Annotated in this window: 19 protein-coding genes; 6 read left to right on the plus strand and 13 right to left on the minus strand. The window is 69.3% G+C overall.

The features are described from left to right. Positions 1-24: 24 nt before the first annotated feature. Positions 25-987: a COX15/CtaA family protein gene (locus ABZS64_RS21870; protein ID WP_355832013.1), complete on the plus strand. Its 963-nt coding sequence runs from the start codon at positions 25-27 to the stop codon at positions 985-987. Here ABZS64_RS21870 and ABZS64_RS21875 read toward each other — a convergent pair. The 3 genes from ABZS64_RS21875 to ABZS64_RS21885 all read right to left on the minus strand — a co-directional run bounded on the left by ABZS64_RS21875 (position 973) and on the right by ABZS64_RS21885 (position 3,437). Then, positions 973-2,061, minus strand: coding sequence for an amidohydrolase family protein (locus tag ABZS64_RS21875; protein WP_355832015.1), 1,089 nt, complete (start codon positions 2,059-2,061; stop codon positions 973-975). The two genes, ABZS64_RS21870 and ABZS64_RS21875, sit on opposite strands and share 15 nt — an antisense overlap. 65 nt (positions 2,062-2,126) lie before the next feature. Next, a complete protein-coding gene (locus ABZS64_RS21880) occupies positions 2,127-2,456 on the minus strand; it encodes a hypothetical protein (RefSeq protein ID WP_355832018.1) in 330 nt (109 codons plus the stop codon). Between the two features lie 33 nt (positions 2,457-2,489). Beyond that, positions 2,490-3,437: a heme o synthase gene (locus ABZS64_RS21885; RefSeq protein WP_355832020.1), complete on the minus strand. Its 948-nt coding sequence runs from the start codon at positions 3,435-3,437 to the stop codon at positions 2,490-2,492. A gap of 317 nt (positions 3,438-3,754) precedes the next feature. Here ABZS64_RS21885 and tkt point away from each other — a divergent pair, with 317 nt between their 5' ends. The 5 genes from tkt to pgl are packed head-to-tail and all read left to right on the plus strand — an operon-like array spanning position 3,755 to position 10,325. Then, positions 3,755-5,842 carry a transketolase gene (gene tkt / locus ABZS64_RS21890; protein ID WP_355832022.1) on the plus strand — a complete coding sequence of 696 codons (2,088 nt, stop codon included), beginning with the start codon at positions 3,755-3,757 and terminating at the stop codon, positions 5,840-5,842. Between the two features lie 34 nt (positions 5,843-5,876). Beyond that, complete coding sequence (gene tal, locus ABZS64_RS21895) at positions 5,877-6,995, plus strand: transaldolase (RefSeq protein ID WP_355832025.1); 1,119 nt, start codon at positions 5,877-5,879, stop codon at positions 6,993-6,995. Positions 6,996-7,000: 5 nt separating this feature from the next. Then, on the plus strand, positions 7,001-8,533 hold the full coding sequence (gene zwf / locus ABZS64_RS21900; protein WP_355832028.1) for a glucose-6-phosphate dehydrogenase: 1,533 nt from the start codon (positions 7,001-7,003) through the stop codon (positions 8,531-8,533). Further along, complete coding sequence (gene opcA / locus ABZS64_RS21905; protein ID WP_355832031.1) at positions 8,530-9,546, plus strand: glucose-6-phosphate dehydrogenase assembly protein OpcA; 1,017 nt, start codon at positions 8,530-8,532, stop codon at positions 9,544-9,546. Before zwf ends, opcA begins: the two co-directional genes overlap by 4 nt. Beyond that, positions 9,543-10,325 (plus strand): 6-phosphogluconolactonase, encoded by a 783-nt coding sequence (pgl, locus tag ABZS64_RS21910; protein WP_355832034.1) that lies wholly within the window; start codon positions 9,543-9,545, stop codon positions 10,323-10,325. Before opcA ends, pgl begins: the two co-directional genes overlap by 4 nt. A gap of 186 nt (positions 10,326-10,511) precedes the next feature. Here pgl and ABZS64_RS21915 read toward each other — a convergent pair whose 3' ends face one another. The 10 genes from ABZS64_RS21915 to ABZS64_RS21960 form a co-directional block, all read right to left on the minus strand. Continuing rightward, entirely contained in the window at positions 10,512-10,928 is a 417-nt protein-coding gene (locus tag ABZS64_RS21915) for a DUF3052 domain-containing protein (RefSeq protein ID WP_355832037.1), read from the minus strand. Beyond that, entirely contained in the window at positions 10,925-12,499 is a 1,575-nt protein-coding gene (locus ABZS64_RS21920) for a PH domain-containing protein (protein ID WP_355832040.1), read from the minus strand. Before ABZS64_RS21920 ends, ABZS64_RS21915 begins: the two co-directional genes overlap by 4 nt. Then, positions 12,496-12,996 carry a PH domain-containing protein gene (locus tag ABZS64_RS21925; RefSeq protein ID WP_355832043.1) on the minus strand — a complete coding sequence of 167 codons (501 nt, stop codon included), beginning with the start codon at positions 12,994-12,996 and terminating at the stop codon, positions 12,496-12,498. Before ABZS64_RS21925 ends, ABZS64_RS21920 begins: the two co-directional genes overlap by 4 nt. A 4-nt stretch (positions 12,997-13,000) precedes the next feature. Then, positions 13,001-14,677, minus strand: a complete 1,677-nt coding sequence (gene pgi, locus ABZS64_RS21930; RefSeq protein WP_355832237.1) for a glucose-6-phosphate isomerase — start codon at positions 14,675-14,677, stop codon at positions 13,001-13,003. A gap of 169 nt (positions 14,678-14,846) precedes the next feature. Then, complete coding sequence (locus ABZS64_RS21935) at positions 14,847-15,182, minus strand: RNA polymerase-binding protein RbpA (RefSeq protein WP_003976875.1); 336 nt, start codon at positions 15,180-15,182, stop codon at positions 14,847-14,849. 134 nt (positions 15,183-15,316) lie between these two features. After that, on the minus strand, positions 15,317-15,553 hold the full coding sequence (gene secG, locus ABZS64_RS21940; protein WP_355832046.1) for a preprotein translocase subunit SecG: 237 nt from the start codon (positions 15,551-15,553) through the stop codon (positions 15,317-15,319). A 108-nt stretch (positions 15,554-15,661) separates the two neighbouring features. Next, the gene (tpiA, locus tag ABZS64_RS21945) at positions 15,662-16,438 is read right to left on the minus strand and encodes a triose-phosphate isomerase (protein ID WP_355832049.1); all 777 of its coding nucleotides are present in this window, start codon (positions 16,436-16,438) and stop codon (positions 15,662-15,664) included. 6 nt (positions 16,439-16,444) lie between these two features. Further along, complete coding sequence (locus tag ABZS64_RS21950) at positions 16,445-17,656, minus strand: phosphoglycerate kinase (protein WP_355832052.1); 1,212 nt, start codon at positions 17,654-17,656, stop codon at positions 16,445-16,447. Positions 17,657-17,805: 149 nt separating this feature from the next. After that, a complete protein-coding gene (gene gap / locus ABZS64_RS21955) occupies positions 17,806-18,810 on the minus strand; it encodes a type I glyceraldehyde-3-phosphate dehydrogenase (protein ID WP_355832055.1) in 1,005 nt (334 codons plus the stop codon). A 180-nt stretch (positions 18,811-18,990) separates the two neighbouring features. After that, entirely contained in the window at positions 18,991-21,936 is a 2,946-nt protein-coding gene (locus tag ABZS64_RS21960) for a M14 family zinc carboxypeptidase (RefSeq protein ID WP_355832058.1), read from the minus strand. Between the last annotated feature and the right edge of the window lie 60 nt (positions 21,937-21,996).

Genomic DNA, 21,996 nt, shown 5'->3' on the forward strand with positions numbered 1-21,996 from the left:
AAGGCCCCGCCTACGATAGGGCCCGTGCAAACCCCCCTCGCCTCTATCTCCCAGCGCTGGACGCCCACCCCGCAGACCGTCCGGCGCGCCGCGCTCTCCGCCGTCGTGATGAGCGTGGTCATCATCGTCACCGGCGGCGCGGTCCGGCTCACCGGCTCCGGTCTCGGCTGCGACACCTGGCCCAAGTGCACGGACGACAGCCTCTTCGCCACGCCCGAGCAGGGCATCCACGGCGCGATCGAGTTCGGCAACCGGATGCTGACGTACGTCCTGTCGGCAGCGGTCGGCTGGGCGATTGTCGCGGCGAGCGCGGCAAGGCCGCTGCGCCGCGGGCTGTCCCGCCTCGCCTGGTCGCAGTTCTGGATCGTCATGGGCAACGCCGTACTCGGCGGCATCACGGTGTGGGCGGGCCTGAACCCGTGGACCGTGGCCGGGCACTTCCTGCTCGCCACGGGGCTCCTCACGGTCGCCACCATCACCTGGCAGCGCGCCCGTGAGGGGGACGGCGCACCGCGACCGCGTGTGCCGCGCCCGGTCCGCAAGCTGTCGTGGGCGATCGTCGTCACCTCCCTGCTGCTGATCGCGCTCGGCACCTCGGTGACCGGCTCCGGCAAGCACGCCGGCGACAGCAGTGACGTTCCTCGTATGCCCTGGGACTGGGCGGCCGCCGCACACATCCACGCCATCGCCGCCTGGGTCGTCTGCGCGCTGGTCGTCGCCATGTGGCTGGTGCTGCGCGTGGTCGACGCCCCCGACGACACCCGGGCACGCGCCCGCGACCTGCTGATCGTGCTGCTCGCCCAGGGCGCGATCGGTTACGTCCAGTACTTCACGCACGTCCCCGAGGCTCTGGTCGCCGCCCACATGCTCGGCTCAGCGCTGATGTGGATCGCGGTGCTGCGGCAGGCGCTGAGCCTGCGCGAGCGTCCGCAGACGACTGCGGCCGAGATCCCGGCCCAGACCGACTCCGCTCTATCGAACGTCTGACAGTCCGTAGACGCGGCGGGCATTTCCCGCCGCGATCATCCCGGCGACCCGGTCGGCGTCCGTACGCGACCAGGCGCCGTCGCCGACCCAGCCGCCGAGCACCCGCGCCAGCGACTCCCGGAAGATCCGCGCGCCCACCACATGCAGTTCGGGCAGCCCGTGCGCGCCGCTGGAGAAGAGCAGCTTCCCGAACGGCGCGAGCTCCAGGATCTCCGCGAGCACGGCCGCAGCCCGCGCCCCCGTATGCACGAGGGCGGGCCCCAGATCGGCGTACACATGCGGAAACACACTCGCCAGATGCGCGGCATGACGGTGGTACGGATAGCCGTGCAGCAGCACCAGATCGGTGCCGAGACCCGCCGTGGCGGCCGCGAAACCGGTCATCAGCATCGGGTCCTCCACACCGACATGCAGCTGGAGCGGCAGTCCCGATGCGACCGCGATCCACAGCAGATGCCGTACCAGGACCGGATCGGCGAGTCTGCCGCCGACCTGCCGTCCGGCGAGCCAGCGCCCGGCGGCCCCGCGCACCTCTCCGGGGCCCGGCGGCTCCGGGGCCAGGGCAACCCCATGGCCGACGGCCGCGACCGAGGTGAAGGCGACGGCGGATGCGGCGGCCCCGTGCACGGCCTCGGCGAGGTTCGCCAGGAAGCTGTCGACGGTGCCGGAGGTGTCGGCGACCTGTTCGGCGAGGAGTTCGAGGCGCACGATCTCGCGCGCCTCGGCCGCGCCCGCCGCGGCGATCTCGGGCGGCCCGGTGAGGTCCCCCGGCAGCCCTGTGTCCACCAGATAGGTCGAGATCCCGCTGCCCCTCAACAGCCGTCTGCCCGCCTCCAGCACACCCAGCTCACGACGGCGGGCCAGATAGCGGGCGGGCGGGCAGTGCGGCTCGAGTCCCAGCAGCGGCGGGCACCAGCGCCGTACCGCGAAGCCGGTCTGGGTGTCGAAGAAGGTGGTGCCGGGTGCGGGCGGCCCGGCCGTCCTGCCCAGATGCGCCTCGAAGGTGCCGAGGCCCAGTTCCGTACGGAGCACTCCGTGGCAGTACTGGTCCACGAGGGTCGGGGTGTCGATCATCCGGGCTCCCAGTCATGGACCGTGCTTCCACAGTCCTAACGGGTGACACCTGGGTGAGGTGTTGCTCAGCCGTTGGACGGACCGCCGAGCTGGATGCCCGCCATGCGGCTCCATTCGTACGGACCGGTGCGCACCTTCGCGGCGAACTCGCCGTCGAACGACTCGTGCAGCGTGATCCCGGCCTTCTCGGCCGCGGCCTCGGCGATGGCGTTGGTGGGCGCGACGAGGTCGCCCCAGATGCCGTCCTCGCCGACGAGCACGACGCGGGTGCCCATCTGACCTATGTACGCGAGGTGCCCCTCGGCGCCGCCGTGCTCCTTGGCGAAGGCGCCGATCTGCTTGGCCAGCTTGGCCGCTTTGCTCTCGGCCTGCTTGGCCTGCTTTGTGTCTGCCATGCCACGATGCTACTCGCGGGTAGGGCCGATGTGCTAGCGCAGGAAGGGGTCCACCGCGACGGCCACGAAGAGCAGGGACACATAGGTGATGGACCAGTGGAACAGCCGCATCTCCTTGAGCTTGCCGCCCGTCCCACCCGCCTTGGCGCGGTTGTGCAGGGAGTGCGCCTCCCACAGCCACCAGCCGCCCGTCGCCAGCGCCACCGCGGTGTAGAACCAGCCGGTGTAGCCGAGCGGCGTCAGCAGCAGCGAGACCGCGACCATCACCCAGCTGTAGAGGACGATCTGGCGGGCGACGACCCTGTTGGAGGCGACGACGGGGAGCATCGGGACGCCCACGCGCGCGTAGTCCTCCTTCACCTTCATCGACAGCGGCCAGTAGTGCGGCGGCGTCCAGAAGAAGATGACGAGGAAGAGGATGACCGCGGCCCACGACATCGAGTTCGTGACGGCGGACCAGCCGATCAGGACCGGCATACAGCCCGCGATGCCGCCCCAGACGATGTTCTGTGCGGTGCGGCGCTTGAGGATCATCGTGTAGACGACGACGTAGAAGAGCAGGGCGCCGAGCGACAGGGCGGCGGACAGCCAGTTGACCAGCAGCCCGAACCAGAGCGTGGAGACGACGGCGAGGACGAGGCCGAAGACGAGGCCCTCGCGCGGCGACACCATTCCCGTGACCAGGGGACGCTGGGACGTACGGTCCATCAGGGCGTCGATGTCACGGTCGATGTACATGTTCAGTGCGTTGGCACCACCCGCGGAGAGGTAGCCACCGACGCACGTCGTGAGCACGAGCCACAGGTCGGGGACATCCTGCGCGGCCAGGAACATCACCGGGACAGTGGTGATCAGCAGTAGCTCGATGATCCGCGGCTTGGTCAGCGCCACGAATGCCTTGACGCGGGCCCCGAACGGCCGATGGCCCCCCGGGCTGGGAGTCAAGACGACCCCTGCGGGTCGGGACTCGACGGCCGTCACGCACACCCCTGACAGAGAAATCCCAGCAAGCTCCCGGAGTGAAGACCGGGTAAGGACTTGCGCGTACCACGCCACTCTAGACGTTGCCCAGACGCCGATCTTCGCGGGGGTGGGCTCGTGTTGAGCGCCGACCGGGCGCCGTGCGTATACATCGCCGACAGGCGGAGATCCAGCTGTCGCGGCACCCTGGCTGTGTCCGGCGTTTTGAATGGCGAGCACTCGAAAAGGTGCGCGTTGGTCCGGGGGTAGGCTCGACAACGCCCGGTGCTTCCGTCGTCACCGGGATACGAACATGTGGAGAGGAGCCCTGACCCAGGGTGAGCACCAAGCCGACCACCACAGACCTCGAGTGGACCGATCTGGACCAGCGGGCCGTTGATACCGTCCGCGTCCTGGCCATGGATTCCGTACAGAAGGTCGGCAACGGCCACCCCGGTACGGCCATGAGCCTCGCGCCCGCCGCGTACGTGCTGTTCCAGAAGCTGATGCGGCACGACCCCGCCGACGCGGACTGGACCGGCCGTGACCGCTTCGTGCTGTCCGCCGGCCACTCGTCGCTGACCCTCTACATCCAGCTCTACCTGGCCGGGTACGGCCTGGAGCTCGACGACCTGAAGGCCTTCAGGACCTGGGGCTCCAAGACCCCGGGCCACCCTGAGTACGGGCACACGACGGGCGTCGAGACGACGACCGGCCCGCTCGGCCAGGGTGTCGCCAACGCGGTGGGCATGGCCATGGCCTCGCGCTACGAGCGCGGCATGTTCGACCCGGACGCCGCCCAGGGCACCTCCCCGTTCGACCACACCATCTGGGCCATCGCCGGTGACGGCTGCCTCCAGGAGGGCATCTCCGCGGAGGCGTCCTCGCTGGCCGGGCACCAGAAGCTGGGCAACCTGGTGCTGCTGTGGGACGACAACCACATCTCCATCGAGGGCGACACGGAGACGGCCGTCTCCGAGGACACCCTCAAGCGGTACGAGGCGTACGGCTGGCACGTCCAGCGCGTCGAGCAGCTGCCCGACGGCGACCTCGACCCGGCCGGTCTCTACCGTGCCCTGAAGGCGGCGCAGGCCGAGACGGAGCGCCCCTCCTTCATCGCAGCCCGCTCGATCATCGCCTGGCCCGCCCCGCACGCGCAGAACACCGAGGCCGCGCACGGCTCGGCGCTCGGCGACGAGGAGGTCGCGGCCACCAAGCGTGTCCTGGGCTTCGACCCGGAGAAGAGCTTCGAGGTCTCGGACGCCGTTCTGGCGCACACCCGTGAGGCGCTCGACCGCGGCCGTGAGGCCCGGGGCGAGTGGGAGAAGACCTTCGCCGCGTGGCGCACCGCCAACCCGGAGCGCGCCGCGGAGTTCGACCGGATCCGCTCGGGCGAGCTGCCCGCGGGCTGGGAGGAGCGGCTGCCGGAGTTCGAGACCGGCAAGGGTGTCGCCACCCGCGCCGCCTCCGGCAAGATCCTTCAGGCGCTGGGCGCGGTCATCCCCGAGCTGTGGGGCGGCTCCGCCGACCTGGCGGGCTCGAACAACACGACGATCGACAAGACGTCCTCGTTCCTGCCCGACGGCAACCCGCTGCCGGGAGCGAACAAGTACGGCCGCACGATCCACTTCGGCATCCGCGAGCACGCCATGGCCGCGACCATGAACGGCATCGCGCTGCACGGCAACACCCGTATCTACGGAGGCACCTTCCTGGTGTTCTCCGACTACATGCGCAATGCCGTGCGGCTCGCCGCGCTGATGCACCTGCCCGTGACGCACGTGTGGACGCACGACTCGATCGGCCTCGGCGAGGACGGCCCGACGCACCAGCCGGTGGAGCACCTGGCCTCGCTGCGCGCCATCCCGGGCCTGAACGTCGTCCGCCCGGCGGACGCGAACGAGACCGCGATCGCCTGGCGCGAGATCCTCAAGCGCTACACCAAGGAGTTCGGCGTGGGTGCGCCGCACGGTCTGGCGCTGACCCGCCAGGGTGTGCCGACGTACGAGCGCAACGATGCTGCCGCGAAGGGCGGTTACGTCCTGTTCGACGCCGAAGGCGGCGATCCGCAGGTCGTCCTCATCGGCACCGGCTCCGAGGTGCAGCTCGCCGTCGAGGCGCGCGAGCAGCTGCAGGCCTCGGGTGTCCCGACCCGGGTCGTCTCGATGCCGTGCGTCGAGTGGTTCGAGGAGCAGGACCAGACCTACAAGGACAGCGTTCTGCCGCCGGCCGTGAAGGCGCGGGTCGCGGTCGAGGCCGGTATCGGTCTGACCTGGCACCGCTTCGTCGGTGACGCCGGTCGCATCGTTTCGCTGGAGCACTTCGGCGCTTCGGCCGACGGCAAGGTTCTCTTCCGCGAGTTCGGCTTCACTGGCGATGCCGTGGCCGCCGCCGCGCGGGAATCCCTTGAGGCCGCGGCGCGCTGACGCCCGTATACGACAAGTAGGAGATGCAACTCTCATGACAGACGCACTCAAGCGCCTCTCCGACGAAGGCGTCGCGATCTGGCTCGACGACCTGTCCCGCAAGCGGATCACGTCCGGCAATCTCGCCGAACTGATCGACCAGCAGCACGTCGTGGGCGTCACCACCAACCCCTCGATCTTCCAGAAGGCGATCTCCCACGGCGACGGTTACGAGCAGCAGCTCGCCGACCTCGCCGTGCGCAAGGTGACCGTCGAGGAAGCCGTACGCATGATCACGACGGCGGACGTCCGCGACGCCGCCGACATCCTGCGGCCGGTCTTCGACGCCACCGGCGGCCAGGACGGCCGGGTCTCCATCGAGGTCGACCCGCGCCTGGCGCACAACACCCCGGCGACCATCGCCGAGGCCAAGCAGCTGGCCTGGCTGGTGGACCGTCCGAACACCCTCATCAAGATCCCGGCGACGAAGGCCGGTCTGCCGGCGATCACCGAGGTCATCGGCAGGGGCATCAGCGTCAATGTCACGCTGATCTTCTCGCTGGAGCGCTACCGCGAGGTCATGAACGCCTACCTGGCCGGTCTGGAGAAGGCGAAGGCCGTCGGCCTGGACCTGTCCAAGATCCAGTCCGTCGCGTCCTTCTTCGTGTCCCGTGTGGACACCGAGATCGACAAGCGTCTGGACGCGCTGGGCACGCCCGAGGCCAAGGAGGCCCGCGGCAAGGCGGCCCTGGCAAACGCCCGTCTGGCGTACGAGGCGTACGAAGAGGTCTTCTCCTCGGACCGCTGGGCCGCGCTCGACAAGGCGCAGGCGAATAAGCAGCGTCCGCTGTGGGCCTCGACCGGCGTCAAGGACCCGGCTTACAAGGACACGCTGTACGTCGACGATCTGGTCGCGCCCGGCACGGTGAACACCATGCCGGAGGCCACCCTTGAGGCCACCGCCGACCACGGCGAGATCATCGGTGACACCGTGCGCGGCACCTACGAGCAGGCTCGCGCCGACCTCGACGCGGTCGCGAAGCTCGGGATCTCCTACGACGATGTCGTTCAGGTCCTCGAGGACGAGGGCGTCGAGAAGTTCGCCGTGTCCTGGAACGACCTGCTCAACTCGACCGAGGCCGAGCTCAAGCGCCTCGCTCCTTCGGAGGGCTGACCACCTTGTCCGGTATTGGCGGAGCCAACCCGCTCCGTGACGCCGCAGACCGACGGCTCCCGCGTATCGCGGGGCCGTCGGGCCTGGTGATCTTTGGCGTTACGGGCGATTTGTCACGTAAAAAGTTGATGCCCGCCGTCTATGACCTGGCCAATCGCGGGCTGCTGCCGCCGGGCTTCGCGCTCGTCGGCTTCGCCCGCCGCGAGTGGCAGGACGAGGACTTCGCCCAGGAGGTGCACGACGCCGTCAAGGCCCATGCCCGTACCCCGTTCCGCGAGGAGGTCTGGCAGCAGCTCATCCAGGGGATGCGCTTCGTCCGGGGCGACTTCGACGACGACGACGCGTTCGAGACCCTGAAGTCCACCATCGAGGACCTCGACAAGTCACAGGGCACCGGCGGCAATTTCGCCTTCTATCTCTCCGTGCCGCCGAAGTTCTTCCCCAAGGTCGTCCAGCAGCTGAAGAAGCACGGGCTGGCCGATCAGAAGGACGGCTCCTGGCGCCGCGCGGTCATCGAGAAGCCCTTCGGCCACGACCTGGTCTCCGCCATGGAGCTCAACCAGGTGGTGCACGAGGTCTTCCCGGCCAACGAGGTCTTCCGGATCGACCACTACCTCGGCAAGGAGACGGTCCAGAACATCCTGGCGCTGCGCTTCGCCAACACGCTCTTCGAGCCGATCTGGAACCGCTCGTACGTCGACCATGTCCAGATCACCATGGCCGAGGACATCGGCATCGGCGGCCGCGCCGGCTACTACGACGGCATCGGCGCCGCCCGTGACGTCATCCAGAACCACCTTCTCCAGCTGCTCGCGCTGACCGCGATGGAGGAGCCCGCCTCCTTCGACGCCGACGCACTGGCGGCCGAGAAGACCAAGGTCCTCGGCGCGGTGAAGCTGCCCAAGGACCTGGCCACCGGCACGGTGCGCGCGCAGTACGCCGCCGGCTGGCAGGGCGGCGAGAAGGCCGTCGGCTATCTGCAGGAAGACGGCATCGACCCCAAGTCGAAGACCGACACCTACGCGGCCATAAAGCTGGAGATCGACAACCGCCGGTGGGCGGGGGTCCCGTTCTACCTCCGTACGGGCAAGCGGCTCGGCCGCCGCGTGACCGAGATCGCGGTGGTCTTCCAGCGCGCCCCGCACTCCCCCTTCGACCACACGGCCACCGAGGAGCTGGGGCAGAACGCCCTGGTGATCCGGGTCCAGCCGGACGAGGGCGTGACGATGCGGTTCGGCTCGAAGGTGCCGGGCACCTCGATGGAGGTCCGGGACGTCTCGATGGACTTCGCGTACGGCGAGTCCTTCACCGAGTCCAGCCCCGAGGCGTACGAGCGCCTCATCCTCGATGTTCTGCTCGGTGACTCCAACCTCTTCCCGAGGCTGGCGGAGGTCGAGCTGTCCTGGAAGATCCTCGACCCGATCGAGCAGTTCTGGGACAAGCACGGCAAGCCCGCGCATTACCCGGCCGGTACGTGGGGCCCGGGCGAGGCGGACGAAATGCTCGCACGAGACGGACGGAGCTGGCGTCGGCCATGAAGATCGACCTTACGGACACCACCTCCAGCAAGATCAACAAGGCGCTGGTGCAAGGGCGGCGAGCGATCGGCACGCCGGCCGTCGGCATGGTGCTCACCCTCGTCATCGTCACCGACGAGGAGAACGCCTACGACTCGCTCAAGGCGGCCAACGAGGCCTCGCGCGAACACCCTTCGCGCACTCTGGTCGTCATCAAGCGCGTCTCCCGCTCGCCGCGCGACCGGGCCAAGCCCCGCCTGGACGCCGAGGTGCGGGTGGGCGCGGACGCGGGCACCGGAGAGACGGTCGTCCTGCGGCTGTACGGCGAGGTCATCAACCACGCTCAGTCGGTGGTCCTGCCGCTGCTGCTGCCCGACGCACCGGTCGTCGTCTGGTGGCCGGTGAACCCCCCGACCGACCCGGCCAGCGACCCGCTGGGCGGGCTGGCGCAGCGCCGGGTGACGGACACGTACGCCTCCGAGCAGCCGGTGCACGAACTGACCGCGCGCGCCGAGGCCTACACCCCGGGCGACACCGATCTGTCCTGGACCAGGATCACGCCGTGGCGCTCCATGATCGCGGCCGCCCTGGACCAAGTGACCTGCGAGGTCACCTCGGTCGAGGTGGAGGGCGAGGAGTTCAACCCGAGCTGCGAGCTGCTCGCGATGTGGCTGGCCGACCGGCTGCACGTGCCAGTGAAACGGTCCCAGTCCTCCGGCCCTGGTCTCACGGCCGTACGGATGGAGACCAGCACCGGGCAGATCGTGCTGGACCGGGCGGACGGCTCGCTGGCGACGCTGTCCATCCAGGGACAGCCGGACCGGGCGGTGGCGCTCAAGCGGCGTGAGACGTCCGAGCTGATCGCGGAGGAACTGCGGCGGCTCGACCCCGACGACACCTACGCCTCGGCGCTGCGGTTCGGCGTGGACCGGCTCGCCGACGGCGAGGGGGGCACCAGCGAGGAGCCCAAGTCCGCCGCGAAGTCCGCGCCTGCGAAGAAGGCCGCCCCGGCCAAGAAGGCGGCCACGAAGTGAGTGCACCGCAGCTCGTCGTCCACCGTGACAAAGAGCTGATGGCACAGGCCGCGGCAGCCCGGCTGATCACCAAGATCGTGGACGCCCAGGCCGCACGCGGCTCGGCGTCGGTGGTCCTGACGGGCGGCCGCAACGGCAATGCCCTGCTGGCCGCGCTCGGGTCCTCTTCGGCCCGGGACGCGATCGACTGGCCACGGCTCGACCTGTGGTGGGGCGACGAGCGGTTCCTCCCGGACGGCGACCCGGAGCGCAATGTCACGCAGGCCCGTGAGGCCCTGCTGGACAGCGTGCCGGTGGATCCGGCGCGGGTGCACGCGATGCCCGCGTCGGACGGCCCGTACGGCCACGACGCGGATGCCGCGGCCGCCGCGTACGCCGCCGAACTCGCCACGGCGGCGGGCCCGGAGGACCACGGTCCGGTGCCGACGTTCGATGTGCTGATGCTGGGCGTCGGACCCGACACGCACGTGGCGTCACTCTTCCCCGAGTCCCCCGCGGTCCGCGAGGAGGACCGCACGGTGGTCGGCGTCCACGGCGCGCCCAAGCCCCCGCCGACCCGTATCTCGCTCACACTCCCGGCGATCCGGGCGGCACGCGAGGTCTGGCTGCTGGCGGCGGGCGAGGACAAGGCGAAGGCGGCGGCGATAGCCCTCTCGGGGGCGGGCGAGATCCAGGCCCCGGCGGCGGGCGCGTACGGCCGGAGCCGGACGCTGTGGCTGCTGGACGGGGCGGCGGCGTCGGGCCTGCCGCGGGGTCTTTACCCGCCGGCGTCGCCCTGACGGGGCCCCCAACCTCCCCGCGCCTCAAACGCCGGCGGGGCTGAATTTTCAGCCCGTCCGGCGTTTGAGGACACGCGCGAAGCGCGTACGGGGTTCGGGGTTCGGGGCGGAGCCCCCCACGCGGCGGAGCCGCAAAGTGTCACAGCGGGAAGGGGCGGGGCAGGGGAACAGGCCCGCCGCAGGCGGTCACACCGCCCGGTTCTCCACCCGCCGCACAAACTTCAGCCCCGACCAGTCCTCGTCGATCTGAGCCACCTTCACATCCACAATCCCCCGCGGCAGAAACAGCTCCCGCAGCCCGTTCCCATCGATGTCGCTCTGATGTCCCGCCGCCTTCCGCGGCCACGCCACCCACAGCATCGCCCGGTCCGCCAACTGCTCCACGAGCGTTGCCGCTTCGGCCGCCAGGTCGCCGTGCGTACCGTAGAAGGCCACGGTGACATCCACGTCCCGCGAGCCCCGCTCACCGACCCTGACGCCCTCCGGCAGAGCCGGAATCGTCCAGCCCGGCGGCCGGTGTCTGAGCGCAACGCGCTGGCCCGGCTTGATGCCGAGCTTCTTGGCCAGCGGGGTCCCCGAGTAGCCGGTGCCTGAGGCGGTCATACGGGGATTGTCGCGCCCTCCCCGGCCGTACCGCATCCCGTTGCCGTTGCCCGCTCCTCCCGCTCCTCCCGGACGAGGAACGGCTCCAGCATCCCCGGCACCGCCTCCGACGCGAAGGCCAGGCCCTCGTCCGCGGCTGCGTCGTAGACCGCATACGCACCCGCCCCCGCGGCCGTCGTCGCCGTCAGCGTCAGCACTCCCGCCCGGCGCTGGAAGACCGACTGCTTCACCGTCCAGCCGATGACGCCTCCCCGCTGCAGCGCCACCGTCGCGCGGCGAACGGTGCCGGAGCGGGCCACCAGGTACGCGCCGCTGATGCCGTGCCCCAGATTGCGGTACGCGTCCAGGGCGAGGAGCACCGCGACAGGCAGCGCCACAACCGCACCCACCGCCGCGATGTACAGCAGCACGGGCGTGAGCCAGAGGCCCAGAACCGTCAGCACCAGCAGCGGCAGCAGCGCCGCCGTCAGCGCCCATCTCAGCCTGCGGCTGCGCGCCGCACGCGGGTGGGCGGTCAGCCGGGCCGCGCTCGTCGGGGCCACGGATTCGCGCAGCACCTGCGCGGCCACCTCGTCCGCCACCGCCCGCGGCGCCGGCGGAAGCAGCACCTTCAGATCGGCGTGCTTGTCCTGTTCGTCGTCGACGAGCCCCGTGGCGATCGCGTCGACGCGGGCCGCGCCGAACAGCCGGACGCCGAGCGGCTCCACCAGTTCCACGCCGCGCAGCCTGCGCTCCTCTATGGAGATCGAGCGCGCGGTGAACAGACCGCGCCGCACCCGCAGTGTGCCGCCGGGCTCCCGCTCCAGGCGGTAGTTCCACCACATCTCGACCCAGAGGCCGAGCGCACCGACGATCCCCGCGAGCCCGGCCGCGACAACGAGCACCACGACCATCCAGAGGATGGAGGTGTCCTGGAAGCGGTCCCCCACCCAGTCGATGACCTTGCCCTGCGCCCCGAACCACTCGCTGACCTGCATCACACCGCCGGCCGCCGCGCCGCCGAGCAGCGGGGCGACGAAGGAGACCGGGGCGTAGCGGAGCCAGGCCGGGTCGAGGGCGGCGAGTTCGCCCTCGCGGATGCCGGGATCGGAGGCCGCCCGGGCCAGCAGTTCCGTACGCAGCCGCTCGCCCTCGGCCTTGTTCACCGGGTCGAGCTCCAGCGTGGACTCGCCGCCGGTGTGCTCGCCGGTGCCGATGCGCACCTTGACCAGGCCGAGAACGCGCTGCAGCGGATTGGCGGCCAGATCGACGCTGCGGATCCGTTCGCGGGCCAGCGAACGGCGTTTGACCAGCAGCAGTCCGGTGTGGAGTTCGGCGCGCTCTGGGCCGATGCGGTACCGGGTGCGGCGCCACCGTACATAGTCCGCACCCGCACCCGCCGCGATCAGCAGCCCTGCTCCCGCCAGCACCCAGGCGAACGCCTGCCACAGCGGCATACCGCCCGCGAGGCCGAGGGCGGTGGGCAGGCCGGCGCCCGCGGCCACGCCCGCCATGACGAGGGCGGTGAGCAGGACCGTACGCCGGTCGAGCCGCCGCCACTCCTCCCCGGAAGCATCGTGCGGGGAACTCATGTCGCATCCCCGGGCGTGGCCTGGGTGATCAGGGTCAGCTGCTCGGCGAGCTGTGCCGCGAGCTCATGGTCGAGCCCTTCGATCCTGATCGCGCCTTTGGAGGACGCGGTGGTGACGATGACGGTGGCGAGCCGGAACGCCTGCTCCAGCGGTCCGCGCACCGTGTCCACGGTCTGGATCCGGGACATGGGCGCGATCCGCCACTCCTGCCACAGCGCTCCCGTACGGACGTAGACGGCCTCGTCGGTGACCTCCCAGCGGTGCACCCGGAACCACCAGGCGGGGAAGAAGGCGGTGGCGGCCAGACCCAGCACCGCCACCACCGCGGCGATGGTCAGCAGCAGGGGCCGCGCGGGTGCGATGAGTGCGCCCAGCACGGCCAGTACCGCCACCGGAACCGCAGTCGCCAGCAGGCACTGCGCCCGCCACCAGCCCACGACCCGCTCATTGAGCGTGTTGTTCGGCGGCCTCAGCCGCACCGCGCCCTCCCCCGTCATCGGCTCAGCGACCGCGCAGCGTGCGGTACTTGCCTACGAGCGTCGAGGTCGAGCTGTCCAGCTGCTCACCGCCGCCCGCCGCGGCAGCGGCTGATGTCACACCCTCGGTGAGCACCGGCTCGATCTTCTTGGCGAGCACCTTGCCGAGCTCGACGCCCCACTGGTCGAAGGAGTCGATGTTCCAGATGGCGCCCTGGACGAACACCTTGTGTTCATACAGCGCGATCAACTGCCCGAGCACGGAAGGCGTGAGCTCGTCCGCGAGGATCGTCGTCGTCGGGTGGTTGCCCTGGAAGGTCTTGTGCGGCACCAGCTCCTCGGGCACGCCCTCGGCCCGTACCTCGTCCGGCGTCTTGCCGAAAGCGAGCGCCTGCGTCTGCGCGAAGAAGTTGGCCATCAGCAGATCGTGCTGGGCGACCAGACCCGGCAGCAGGTCCTCGACGGGCTTGGCGAAGCCGATGAAGTCCGCCGGGATGACCTTGGTGCCCTGGTGGATCAACTGGTAGTACGCGTGCTGCCCGTTGGTGCCCGGCGTGCCCCAGACGACGGGGCCGGTCTGCCAGTCCACACGGTTGCCCTCGCGGTCCACGGACTTGCCGTTGGACTCCATGTCGAGCTGCTGCAGATACGCGGTGAACTTGGACAGATAGTGGGAGTACGGCAGCACGGCATGCGACTGCGCGTCGTAGAACGCGCCGTACCAGACGCCCAGCAGGCCGAGCAGCAGCGGCGCGTTGGCCTCGGGCGGAGCCGTACGGAAGTGCTCGTCGACCAGGTGGAAGCCGTCGAGCATCTCCCGGAAACGGTCCGGGCCGATCGCGATCATCAGCGAGAGACCGATTGCGGAGTCGTAGGAGTAGCGCCCGCCGACCCAGTCCCAGAACTCGAACATGTTGACCGTGTCGATGCCGAACTCGCCGACCTTCTCGGCATTGGTCGACAGCGCCACGAAGTGCTTGGCGACGGCCTCCTGACCGGCCTTCAGCTCGGTGAGCAGCCAGTCGCGCGCGGAGGTGGCGTTGGTGATGGTCTCGATGGTGGTGAAGGTCTTGGAGGCGATGATGAACAGCGTCTCGGCGGCGTCCAGGTCCCGTACCGCTTCGTGCAGATCGGCCCCGTCGACGTTCGAGACGAAGCGGAACGTCAGATCGCGTGCGGTGAAGGAGCGCAGCACCTCGTACGCCATGGCGGGGCCCAGATCGGAGCCGCCGATGCCGATGTTCACCACGTTCTTGATGGGCTTGCCGGTGTGGCCGGTCCACTCGCCGGAACGGATCCGCCCCGAGAAGGCGGCCATCTTGTCGAGTACGGCGTGCACCGCGGGCACCACGTTCTCGCCGTCCACCTCGATCACGGCGTCGCGGGGGGCGCGCAGCGCCGTGTGCAGAACGGCGCGGTTCTCAGTGGTGTTGATCTTCTCCCCGCGGAACATCGCGTCCCGCAGCTGAGCGACGCCGGTGGCCGCGGCCAGTTCGCGCAGCAGCGCCAGGGTCTCGTCGGTCACCAGGTGCTTGGAGTAGTCGAGGTAGAGATCTCCGGCCTGGAGGGTGTAGCCGCTGCCGCGGGCCGCATCGGCCGCGAACAGCTCCCGCAGATGTGTCTGTCCCAGCTGCTCGCGGTGCTTGCCGAGAGCGGCCCATTCGGGCGTCTGGTTGAGCCTCGGACGGCCTTCTGCGTTCATCTTGGACATCAGCCCACTTCTTCTCGTACCTGCCTGCGTGCCCCGCTGCGTCTCCAACCTAATTGATCAGCGGGGTGCTATGGCGTACGTCGAAGAGACGCATCGCGGAAGAGGGGTCAAAGAAAAAAATCCGGTCGGGCACCTTGGGTGTCCGGCCGGACTTCAATCTTTAGATTTCGCCCCGCAGTTTGGCAAGCGCCTCGGCGAGAATCGCCTCACCGTCCGCGTCGCTGCGCCGCTCGCGCACATAGGCGAGGTGCGTCTTGTACGGCTCCGTACGCGGTGGGTCCGGCGGGTTGTCCCGATCCTGGCCGGCCGGGAACCCGCAGCGCGGGCAGTCCCAAGTCTCCGGGACCTGTGCGTCACTGGCGAAGCTCGGCTGCGTCTCGTGCCCGTTCGAGCACCAGAAGGAGATGCGCAGGCGCGGCGCGGACTCGCCCCGCTCGGCCTCACCCATCGGCCCCGCTCCGACCCGGCTTCCCCGGATCGCGTTGCCACTTGCCACGGTCGTAACTCCCTGCGTGATGGTGCTGCACAGCGTCTCACAGCGGCTGCGCCGCGGTGCCCCAGTCTACGTAAGGCCCAACGCTCGTCCAGTGATTGGAGTTACACCCCACTCCGGGACGTGGAAAGCCTGGGTCAGCGGTCCAGCTTCATCAGCAGACCAAGTACGACAATGCTGGCGAACCACAGCAGACCGATCACAACGGTGATGCGGTCGAGGTTACGCTCGGCGACCGAGGAGCCACCCACCGAGGACTGCATTCCGCCACCGAACATGTCGGAGAGACCGCCACCCTTGCCCTTGTGCATCAGCACCAGCAGCAGCAGCAGCGCACTGAAGACGATCAGGGCAATCGAGAACCCGACAATCACGGCTGGACCAACTTCCTAGAACTGAAATGGACGACGGGGGCCGGGTGGCATTTCCATCCTGCCTACTCGGCCCCCGCAAGGGTACGACGGATCCGCGCTACCGCATACTTACTGGTCGCGGAACCGGACGATCTTGACGAACTCTTCGGCATCCAGCGCCGCACCGCCCACCAGGGCACCGTCCACATCGGGCTGCGCCATGATCGCGGCGACATTCCCGGACTTCACCGAGCCGCCGTACTGGATGCGGACCTTGCCGGCCAGCTCCTGGGAGTACAGCTCGGCCAGACGCCCGCGGATCGCCCCGCAGACCTCCTGCGCGTCCTCGGGGGTCGCGACCTCGCCGGTACCGATGGCCCACACCGGCTCGTACGCGATCACGATCGACTCGGCCTGCTCGGCCGGGACGTCCTTGAGACCGCCGTCGAGCTGCGCGAGCGTGTACGCGACCTGATTGCCCGCCTTGCGGACGTCCAGGCCCTCACCGACGCAGAGGATCGGGGTCAGGCCGTGCTTGAAGGCGGCCTTGACCTTGGCGTTGCAGAGCTCGTCCGTCTCGGCGTGGTACTGCCGGCGCTCGGAGTGGCCCACGGTGACATAGGTGCACTTCAGCTTGGCCAGCATCGGGCCCGAGATCTCGCCGGTGTACGCACCGGAGTCGTGCGCCGAGACGTCCTGGGCGCCGTACTTGATCTTGAGCTTGTCGCCGTCGACCAGGGTCTGTACGGACCGCAGATCGGTGAAGGGCGGCAAGACGGCGACCTCGACGGCCTCGTAGTCCTTGTCCGCCAGGGCGAAGGCGAGCTTCTGGACGTGCGCGATGGCCTCGAGGTGGTTGAGGTTCATCTTCCAGTTGCCCGCCATCAGCGGGATACGGTCACTCACGGTTTTTCAGTCCTCCAGTGCGGCAAGGCCGGGGAGCGTCTTGCCCTCGAGGTATTCGAGGCTGGCGCCACCGCCGGTGGAAATGTGGCCGAATGCGTTCTCGTCGAAACCGAGAGTGCGCACGGCAGCGGCGGAGTCGCCGCCGCCGACGACGGTGAAGCCGTCGCTGTCGAGCAGTGCCTGGGCGACGGCCTTGGTGCCCCCGGCGTAGTCGGGGTGCTCGAAGACGCCCACCGGACCGTTCCAGAAGACGGTCTCGGCATCGGCGATCTTCGACGCGAAGAGCTCGCGCGACTTCGGGCCGATGTCCAGTCCCTCCTTGTCGGCGGGGATCTTGTCCGCGTCGACCGTGACGACGTCGGCCGGGGCCTTGGTCTTCAGGTCGGGGAACTCGCCCGAGGCCAGGATGTCGACCGGCAGGACGATCTCGACGCCGTTCTTCTCGGCGCGCTCCATGTACTCGGTGACCGTCGGGATCTGGTCCTCCTGGAGGAGGGAGATGCCGACCTCGTGGCCCTTGGCCTTGAGGAAGGTGTAGGCCATGCCGCCGCCGACGAGGATGCGGTCGGCCTTGCCGAGCAGCTCGTCGATGACACCGAGCTTGTCGGAGACCTTGGCGCCGCCGAGAACCACGACGTACGGGCGCTTCACCTCGTCGGTGAGCTTCTTCAGGACGCCGACCTCGGTGGCGATGAGATAGCCGGCCGCGTGCGGCAGACGGGCCGGGAGGTCGTAGACCGAGGCGTGCTTGCGGTGGACGGCCCCGAAGCCGTCGCCGACGTACACATCCGCGAGAGCGGCCAGCTCGTCCGCGAACGCGCCACGCTCGGCGTCGTCCTTGCTGGTCTCGCCGGCGTTGAAGCGGAGGTTCTCGATGACGGCGACCTGGCCGTCGGCGAGGCCCGCGACGGTGGCCTTGGCCGATTCGCCGACGGTGTCGGTCGCGAAGGCGACATCGGCGCCGAGCAGCTCACCCAGGCGCTTGGCGGCCGAGGCGAGCGAGAAGGCGGGGTCCGGGGCGCCCTTGGGGCGGCCCAGGTGGGAGGCGACGACGACGCGCGCGCCCGCCTCGGCGAGCTTGGCGATCGTCGGCTGGACGGCGCGGATACGGCCGTCGTCGGTGATCGTGGTGCCGTCGAGCGGCACATTGAGGTCGGCGCGGACGAATACCCGCTTGCCCGCGACCCCTTCGGTGAGCAGTTCGTCGATCGTCTTCATACGTGCAGGACTCCTTGGGAGCGGCTCCGCGTCTTGCGGATCACAGCAACCATCAATTGCCGCAAAGGGGGACGTGCAACAGGGCTCGAACGGCGCTTCGTTGCGCTGCCCGAGCCCTGTTGCTCACATCGTGGTGCTCTCGTTGCAGATCAGAGCTGGCCGCCGACGAAGACCGTGAGGTCCACGAGGCGGTTGGAGTAGCCCCACTCGTTGTCGTACCAGCCGATGACCTTGACGTTCTTGCCCTGGACCATGGTCAGGGAGGAGTCGAAGGTGCAGGAGGCGGGCCAGTTGACGATGTCCGAGGAGACGATCTGGTCCTCGGTGTAGTCCAGGATGCCCTTGAGCTGACCCTCGGCGGCCTTCTGGAACGCGGTGTTGACCTCGTCCTTGGTGACCTCACGCTCGAGCTCGATGACCAGGTCGGTCACGGAGCCGGTGGGGACCGGGACGCGCATCGCGATGCCGTCGAGCTTGCCCGCCAGCTCCGGGATGACCAGCGCGGTGGCCTTCGCGGCACCGGTGGTGGTCGGGATGATGTTCTCGGCGGCGGCGCGGGCGCGGCGCAGGTCCGAGTGCGGGAAGTCCAGGATGCGCTGGTCGTTGGTGTACGCGTGGACCGTGGTCATCAGGCCCTTGACGATGCCGAAGTTCTCGAGGAGAACCTTGGCCATCGGCGCCACACAGTTGGTGGTGCAGGAGGCGTTGGAGATGACGTGGTGGTTGGCCGCGTCGTACTTGTCCTGGTTGACGCCCATTACGATGGTGATGTCCTCGTCCTTGGCCGGAGCCGAGATGAGGACCTTCTTGGCGCCGCCGGCGATGTGCTTCGCGGCGTCGGCCTTCTTCGTGAAGATACCGGTGGACTCGATCACGATGTCGACGCCCAGCTCGCCCCACGGAATGTCGGCGGGGTTGCGCTCGGACAGCACCTTGATGGTGCGGCCGTCGACGGTGATGGTGTCCTCGGTGTGGGACACGTCGGCCTTGAGGCGGCCCAGGATGGTGTCGTACTTCAGCAGGTGGGCGGTGGTCGCAGTGTCACCAAGGTCGTTGACAGCCACGATCTCGATGTCAGCACCCTGCTCCAGCAGCGCGCGGAAGTAGTTACGACCGATGCGGCCAAAGCCGTTGATGCCTACGCGGATCGTCACGAACCGATCTCCTCGTTGGTACGCCGGGTTTCGACGCCGGCGAGCTGTATGGGATGTCCCCGACCGCCTACGACCCTACCCCCCTGGCGGCCTCCGAGTGACATCGAGAGGGTCCGTGCGTGGCCCGGCGATCCCTACCCTCCAGTAGGGGCAGAGACCGCCGGTCCTGACTACGCAGCGTCAGCGATTCAGGGCGCTCAGCGCCTTCCCGATGACCTGCTTGCGGTCGGCCGCGCCGGGCACATGCTCCAGGCCGAAGCCGATGAGCACGCTGTCCTCGGTGGTGACGGCCGCCTGGGAGTGGAAGAGCGCCTGGGCCCGCGCCCAGTCGCCCGCGTTCCCGGGGCTGCCGGCCGGCGGTCCGGGGACGCTCCACGGGCCGAGCGCGGTCTCGAAGCCCTCCGGACCCTGCGGGGTGCCGGAGACGACGAGCCTGGTGTCGTCGACGAAGGCGCCGACTCCGCCGGTGCCCGGGTCGGAGACGTACGAGACCGAGAGCTCGACCTGCTTGCCGGCGTAGGCGCTGAGGTCGACGGAGACCTGCTGCCAGCCGTTGGAGGAGCCGGTGAAGCGGTTCCAGGCGCCGCTGGTGCCGGTCGGCGTGCAGCCGGAGGCCGCGACCGTCAGGTAGTGGGCGAGGAACGGGTGGCCCTGTACGTAGTAGCCCTGCTCGCACTGGACGGGCACCTGGTTGGTGGTGCCGCCGTTGGCGTCCGGCAGCGTCGTCCAGTCGTCCTGGCCGACCGTGTGCGCCTCGACGACGACATTGTCGAAGCCGCGCTCGGTGTCATAGCTGAGCTGGAACTGCAGGCTCGGCTTGGCGGTGGCCGCCGTGCCGGACAGGTCCACGGTGCGCGCCAGACGCATGTACGCGTCGTCCTGGTGCTGCGCCGCAGCGAACCAGTCGCCCGCCGCGGGCTCGAAGGGAGTGCGGATACCCGGATAGCTGCCCGCGGACGCGCTCTGGAACTGCGGGAACTTGTCGGGCTTCAGGGTGTCCGACGTGATGGTGTACGCCCCGGCCAGGTCGAGCGGGTTGCCACTCGCGTCGCCGAGGGTCGCCTTCGCACCCGCGAGCGTCCCGGAACCGGCGAAGGAGGGCGGGGACTTGAGCCCGACGCGGTTGTAGGCGCCGAGGTAGTACTGGGCGAAGTCGTTGGAGTCCGCTCCGCCGAGGTCGACGGTTCCGCCGGCCTGCTCACCGGCGTTGATGAGCTTGCCGCCCTCGTTGAGGTAGTCCCGTACGACGCCGGTGGTCGCCGCGGAGGGCTGGCCGGCGCCGGTGTACCAGACGACCGTCCTGAAGTGGTCGAGCACGCCGAGTGCGCTCGGGACGCCCTGTGTCGCGACGTCCCAGACGGCGGCCCTGTGGCCGTTGTCCGCCAGCGCCTTGGTGTAGGCGGCGGTGTTCTTCGCCGGGTTGGTGCCGCCCTCTTCCGCGATCACCAGCGTGTCGGCGCGCGGCCGTTCGGCGATCGTGTAGGTGAAGTGCTCGCCGGCGGTGGGCTTTCCGGCCTTGCTCTCGCCGGTGAACCAGACCTCGACCTTGTCGCCGACGTCGCCGTCCTGGACCTTCGCGCGGTACTCGTCGAAGCGGATGTTGTCGTGGCCGCCGTAGGTCTCGCCGCCCTTCCAGCGCCTGAGCGCCTGGTCGTGCGTACGGCCGCCGTTGACGCGGTACTTGAGCTCCTTGTCGCGTACGGACCTGCGGGCGACGACGGAGACCTCCTGGTCGCCACCGCGCGCGTAGGAGGTGGTGAAGGCGTCGGGGGTGAAGTCGGCGGCCTTCAGACCGAGCGAGGAGGAGGGCTGGTCGGGATGGGCCGTGGTCTCGGCGACGGAGAGCGCGAACGAGATGTTCTTGGCGAACTCCTGCTGGATCAGCTTCTCGTCGTCCGGGAAGGTGAAGACCGAGGCGCAGTCGGCCGGGTTCCAGGGGTCGTTGGGGTCGATGCGCGATGCGGTGCCGCAGGTCGACATCTCCGGGGTGTACATCATCATCCCGTTGACGTTGGCCGCGTGGCCGTCGGCCTCGCCGTTGGTGGTGTAGAGCTCGGAGGAGACCTGGGGGTGGTAGCCGGGGATCGCGGAGTTCTGCGGCGTACCGGCGAGGGACTGGTAGAGCACGTCGTCCGGTGTCGGGGTCGCGACCTGCCAGCCGACTCCGTACAGCAGAAGCTCGGCCGCGGAGTGGTAGTTGATGCCGTACTCGAAGCCGATGCGCTTCTCGAAGGCGTCGAGCGCCCTGGTCTCGGGTTCGGAGGACGGGCCGGTGCCGCGGTAGGTCTCGGAGGCCGGGTCGGGGGACGAACCCTCGTTGTCGTAGCCCCACTTGTAGGTGAAGTTGCGGTTGAGGTCCACGCCGTCGCCGGGGGCGATCTTGCCGTCGCCGTTGTTGTCGTGGAGGTTCTTGCGCCACTGGCGCTCTTCGGTGCCGGTGAACGTGTAGTCGTAGCCGTCGGGGTTGGCCGAGAGGACGAACCACAGTTCGGTGGAGTCCACGATCTTGGTGATCCGCGGGTCCTTGCCGTAGCCCGCGAGGTAATAGTGCATCAGCCGCCGGGTCATCTCCGGGGTGATCCACTCGCGCGCGTGCTGGTTGGACATGTACAGCGTGGAGGGCTTGGAGCCGTCCCTGAACTTCTTGGCGCCCTTGCTGACCTTGAGGGCGAGGATGTCCTGGCCCTTGATGGTCTTGCCGATGCTGACGACCTTGGTGAGGGCGGGGTTGGCCTGCGCGGTGGCGAGGATCTCGCGCTTGAGGCCGTTCTCGCCGCTGTACGGGCGGAAGACGCCGTCGCCGGCCGCCGCCACACGCTTCCCGGCCGAGGCCGAGACGGTGTGCTCGGTGACATCGATGCCCTGTTTGCGCAGAGCGGCGGCCTGCTTGTCGGTGAGGTAGAGCTCGACGGTGGCGGCGCCCTTGTCGGGCACCTGCTCGGTCAGTTCATGGCCGTCGGCGCCCGCTGCGAGGATCAGCGGGACCTGGGCCTTGGTGACTTCGGCGCGCCATACGGACAGTCCGTCGCCGTCGCCTCCGGGTTGTGCCTGGGCGAGCGGCGCAGCCGCGAGTCCGGCTGTCAGGAGTGATACGGCGGCGAGGATCGATCTCGCTCTTCGTCTCATTGGCCCCCCTTGCTGGTAACTGCCAGGAAAGTGAACAGACGCCAGACTGATCACACCCCA

This window comes from Streptomyces sp. NPDC005408 (assembly GCF_040606445.1).
GTDB lineage: Bacteria > Actinomycetota > Actinomycetes > Streptomycetales > Streptomycetaceae > Streptomyces.

Excerpts from the sequence above, each read along its gene's own strand:
- opcA (WP_355832031.1), top strand. The coding sequence starts at position 8,530 with ATGAAGATCGACCTTACGGACACCACCTCCAGCAAGATCAACAAGGCG.
- ABZS64_RS21960 (WP_355832058.1), bottom strand. The coding sequence starts at position 21,936 with ATGAGACGAAGAGCGAGATCGATCCTCGCCGCCGTATCACTCCTGACA.
- ABZS64_RS21875 (WP_355832015.1), bottom strand. The coding sequence starts at position 2,061 with ATGATCGACACCCCGACCCTCGTGGACCAGTACTGCCACGGAGTGCTC.
- pgi (WP_355832237.1), bottom strand. The coding sequence starts at position 14,677 with ATGAACGCAGAAGGCCGTCCGAGGCTCAACCAGACGCCCGAATGGGCC.
- ABZS64_RS21950 (WP_355832052.1), bottom strand. The coding sequence starts at position 17,656 with ATGAAGACGATCGACGAACTGCTCACCGAAGGGGTCGCGGGCAAGCGG.
- ABZS64_RS21920 (WP_355832040.1), bottom strand. The coding sequence starts at position 12,499 with ATGAGTTCCCCGCACGATGCTTCCGGGGAGGAGTGGCGGCGGCTCGAC.
- ABZS64_RS21880 (WP_355832018.1), bottom strand. The coding sequence starts at position 2,456 with ATGGCAGACACAAAGCAGGCCAAGCAGGCCGAGAGCAAAGCGGCCAAG.
- ABZS64_RS21915 (WP_355832037.1), bottom strand. The coding sequence starts at position 10,928 with ATGACCGCCTCAGGCACCGGCTACTCGGGGACCCCGCTGGCCAAGAAG.
- tal (WP_355832025.1), top strand. The coding sequence starts at position 5,877 with ATGACAGACGCACTCAAGCGCCTCTCCGACGAAGGCGTCGCGATCTGG.
- ABZS64_RS21925 (WP_355832043.1), bottom strand. The coding sequence starts at position 12,996 with ATGACGGGGGAGGGCGCGGTGCGGCTGAGGCCGCCGAACAACACGCTC.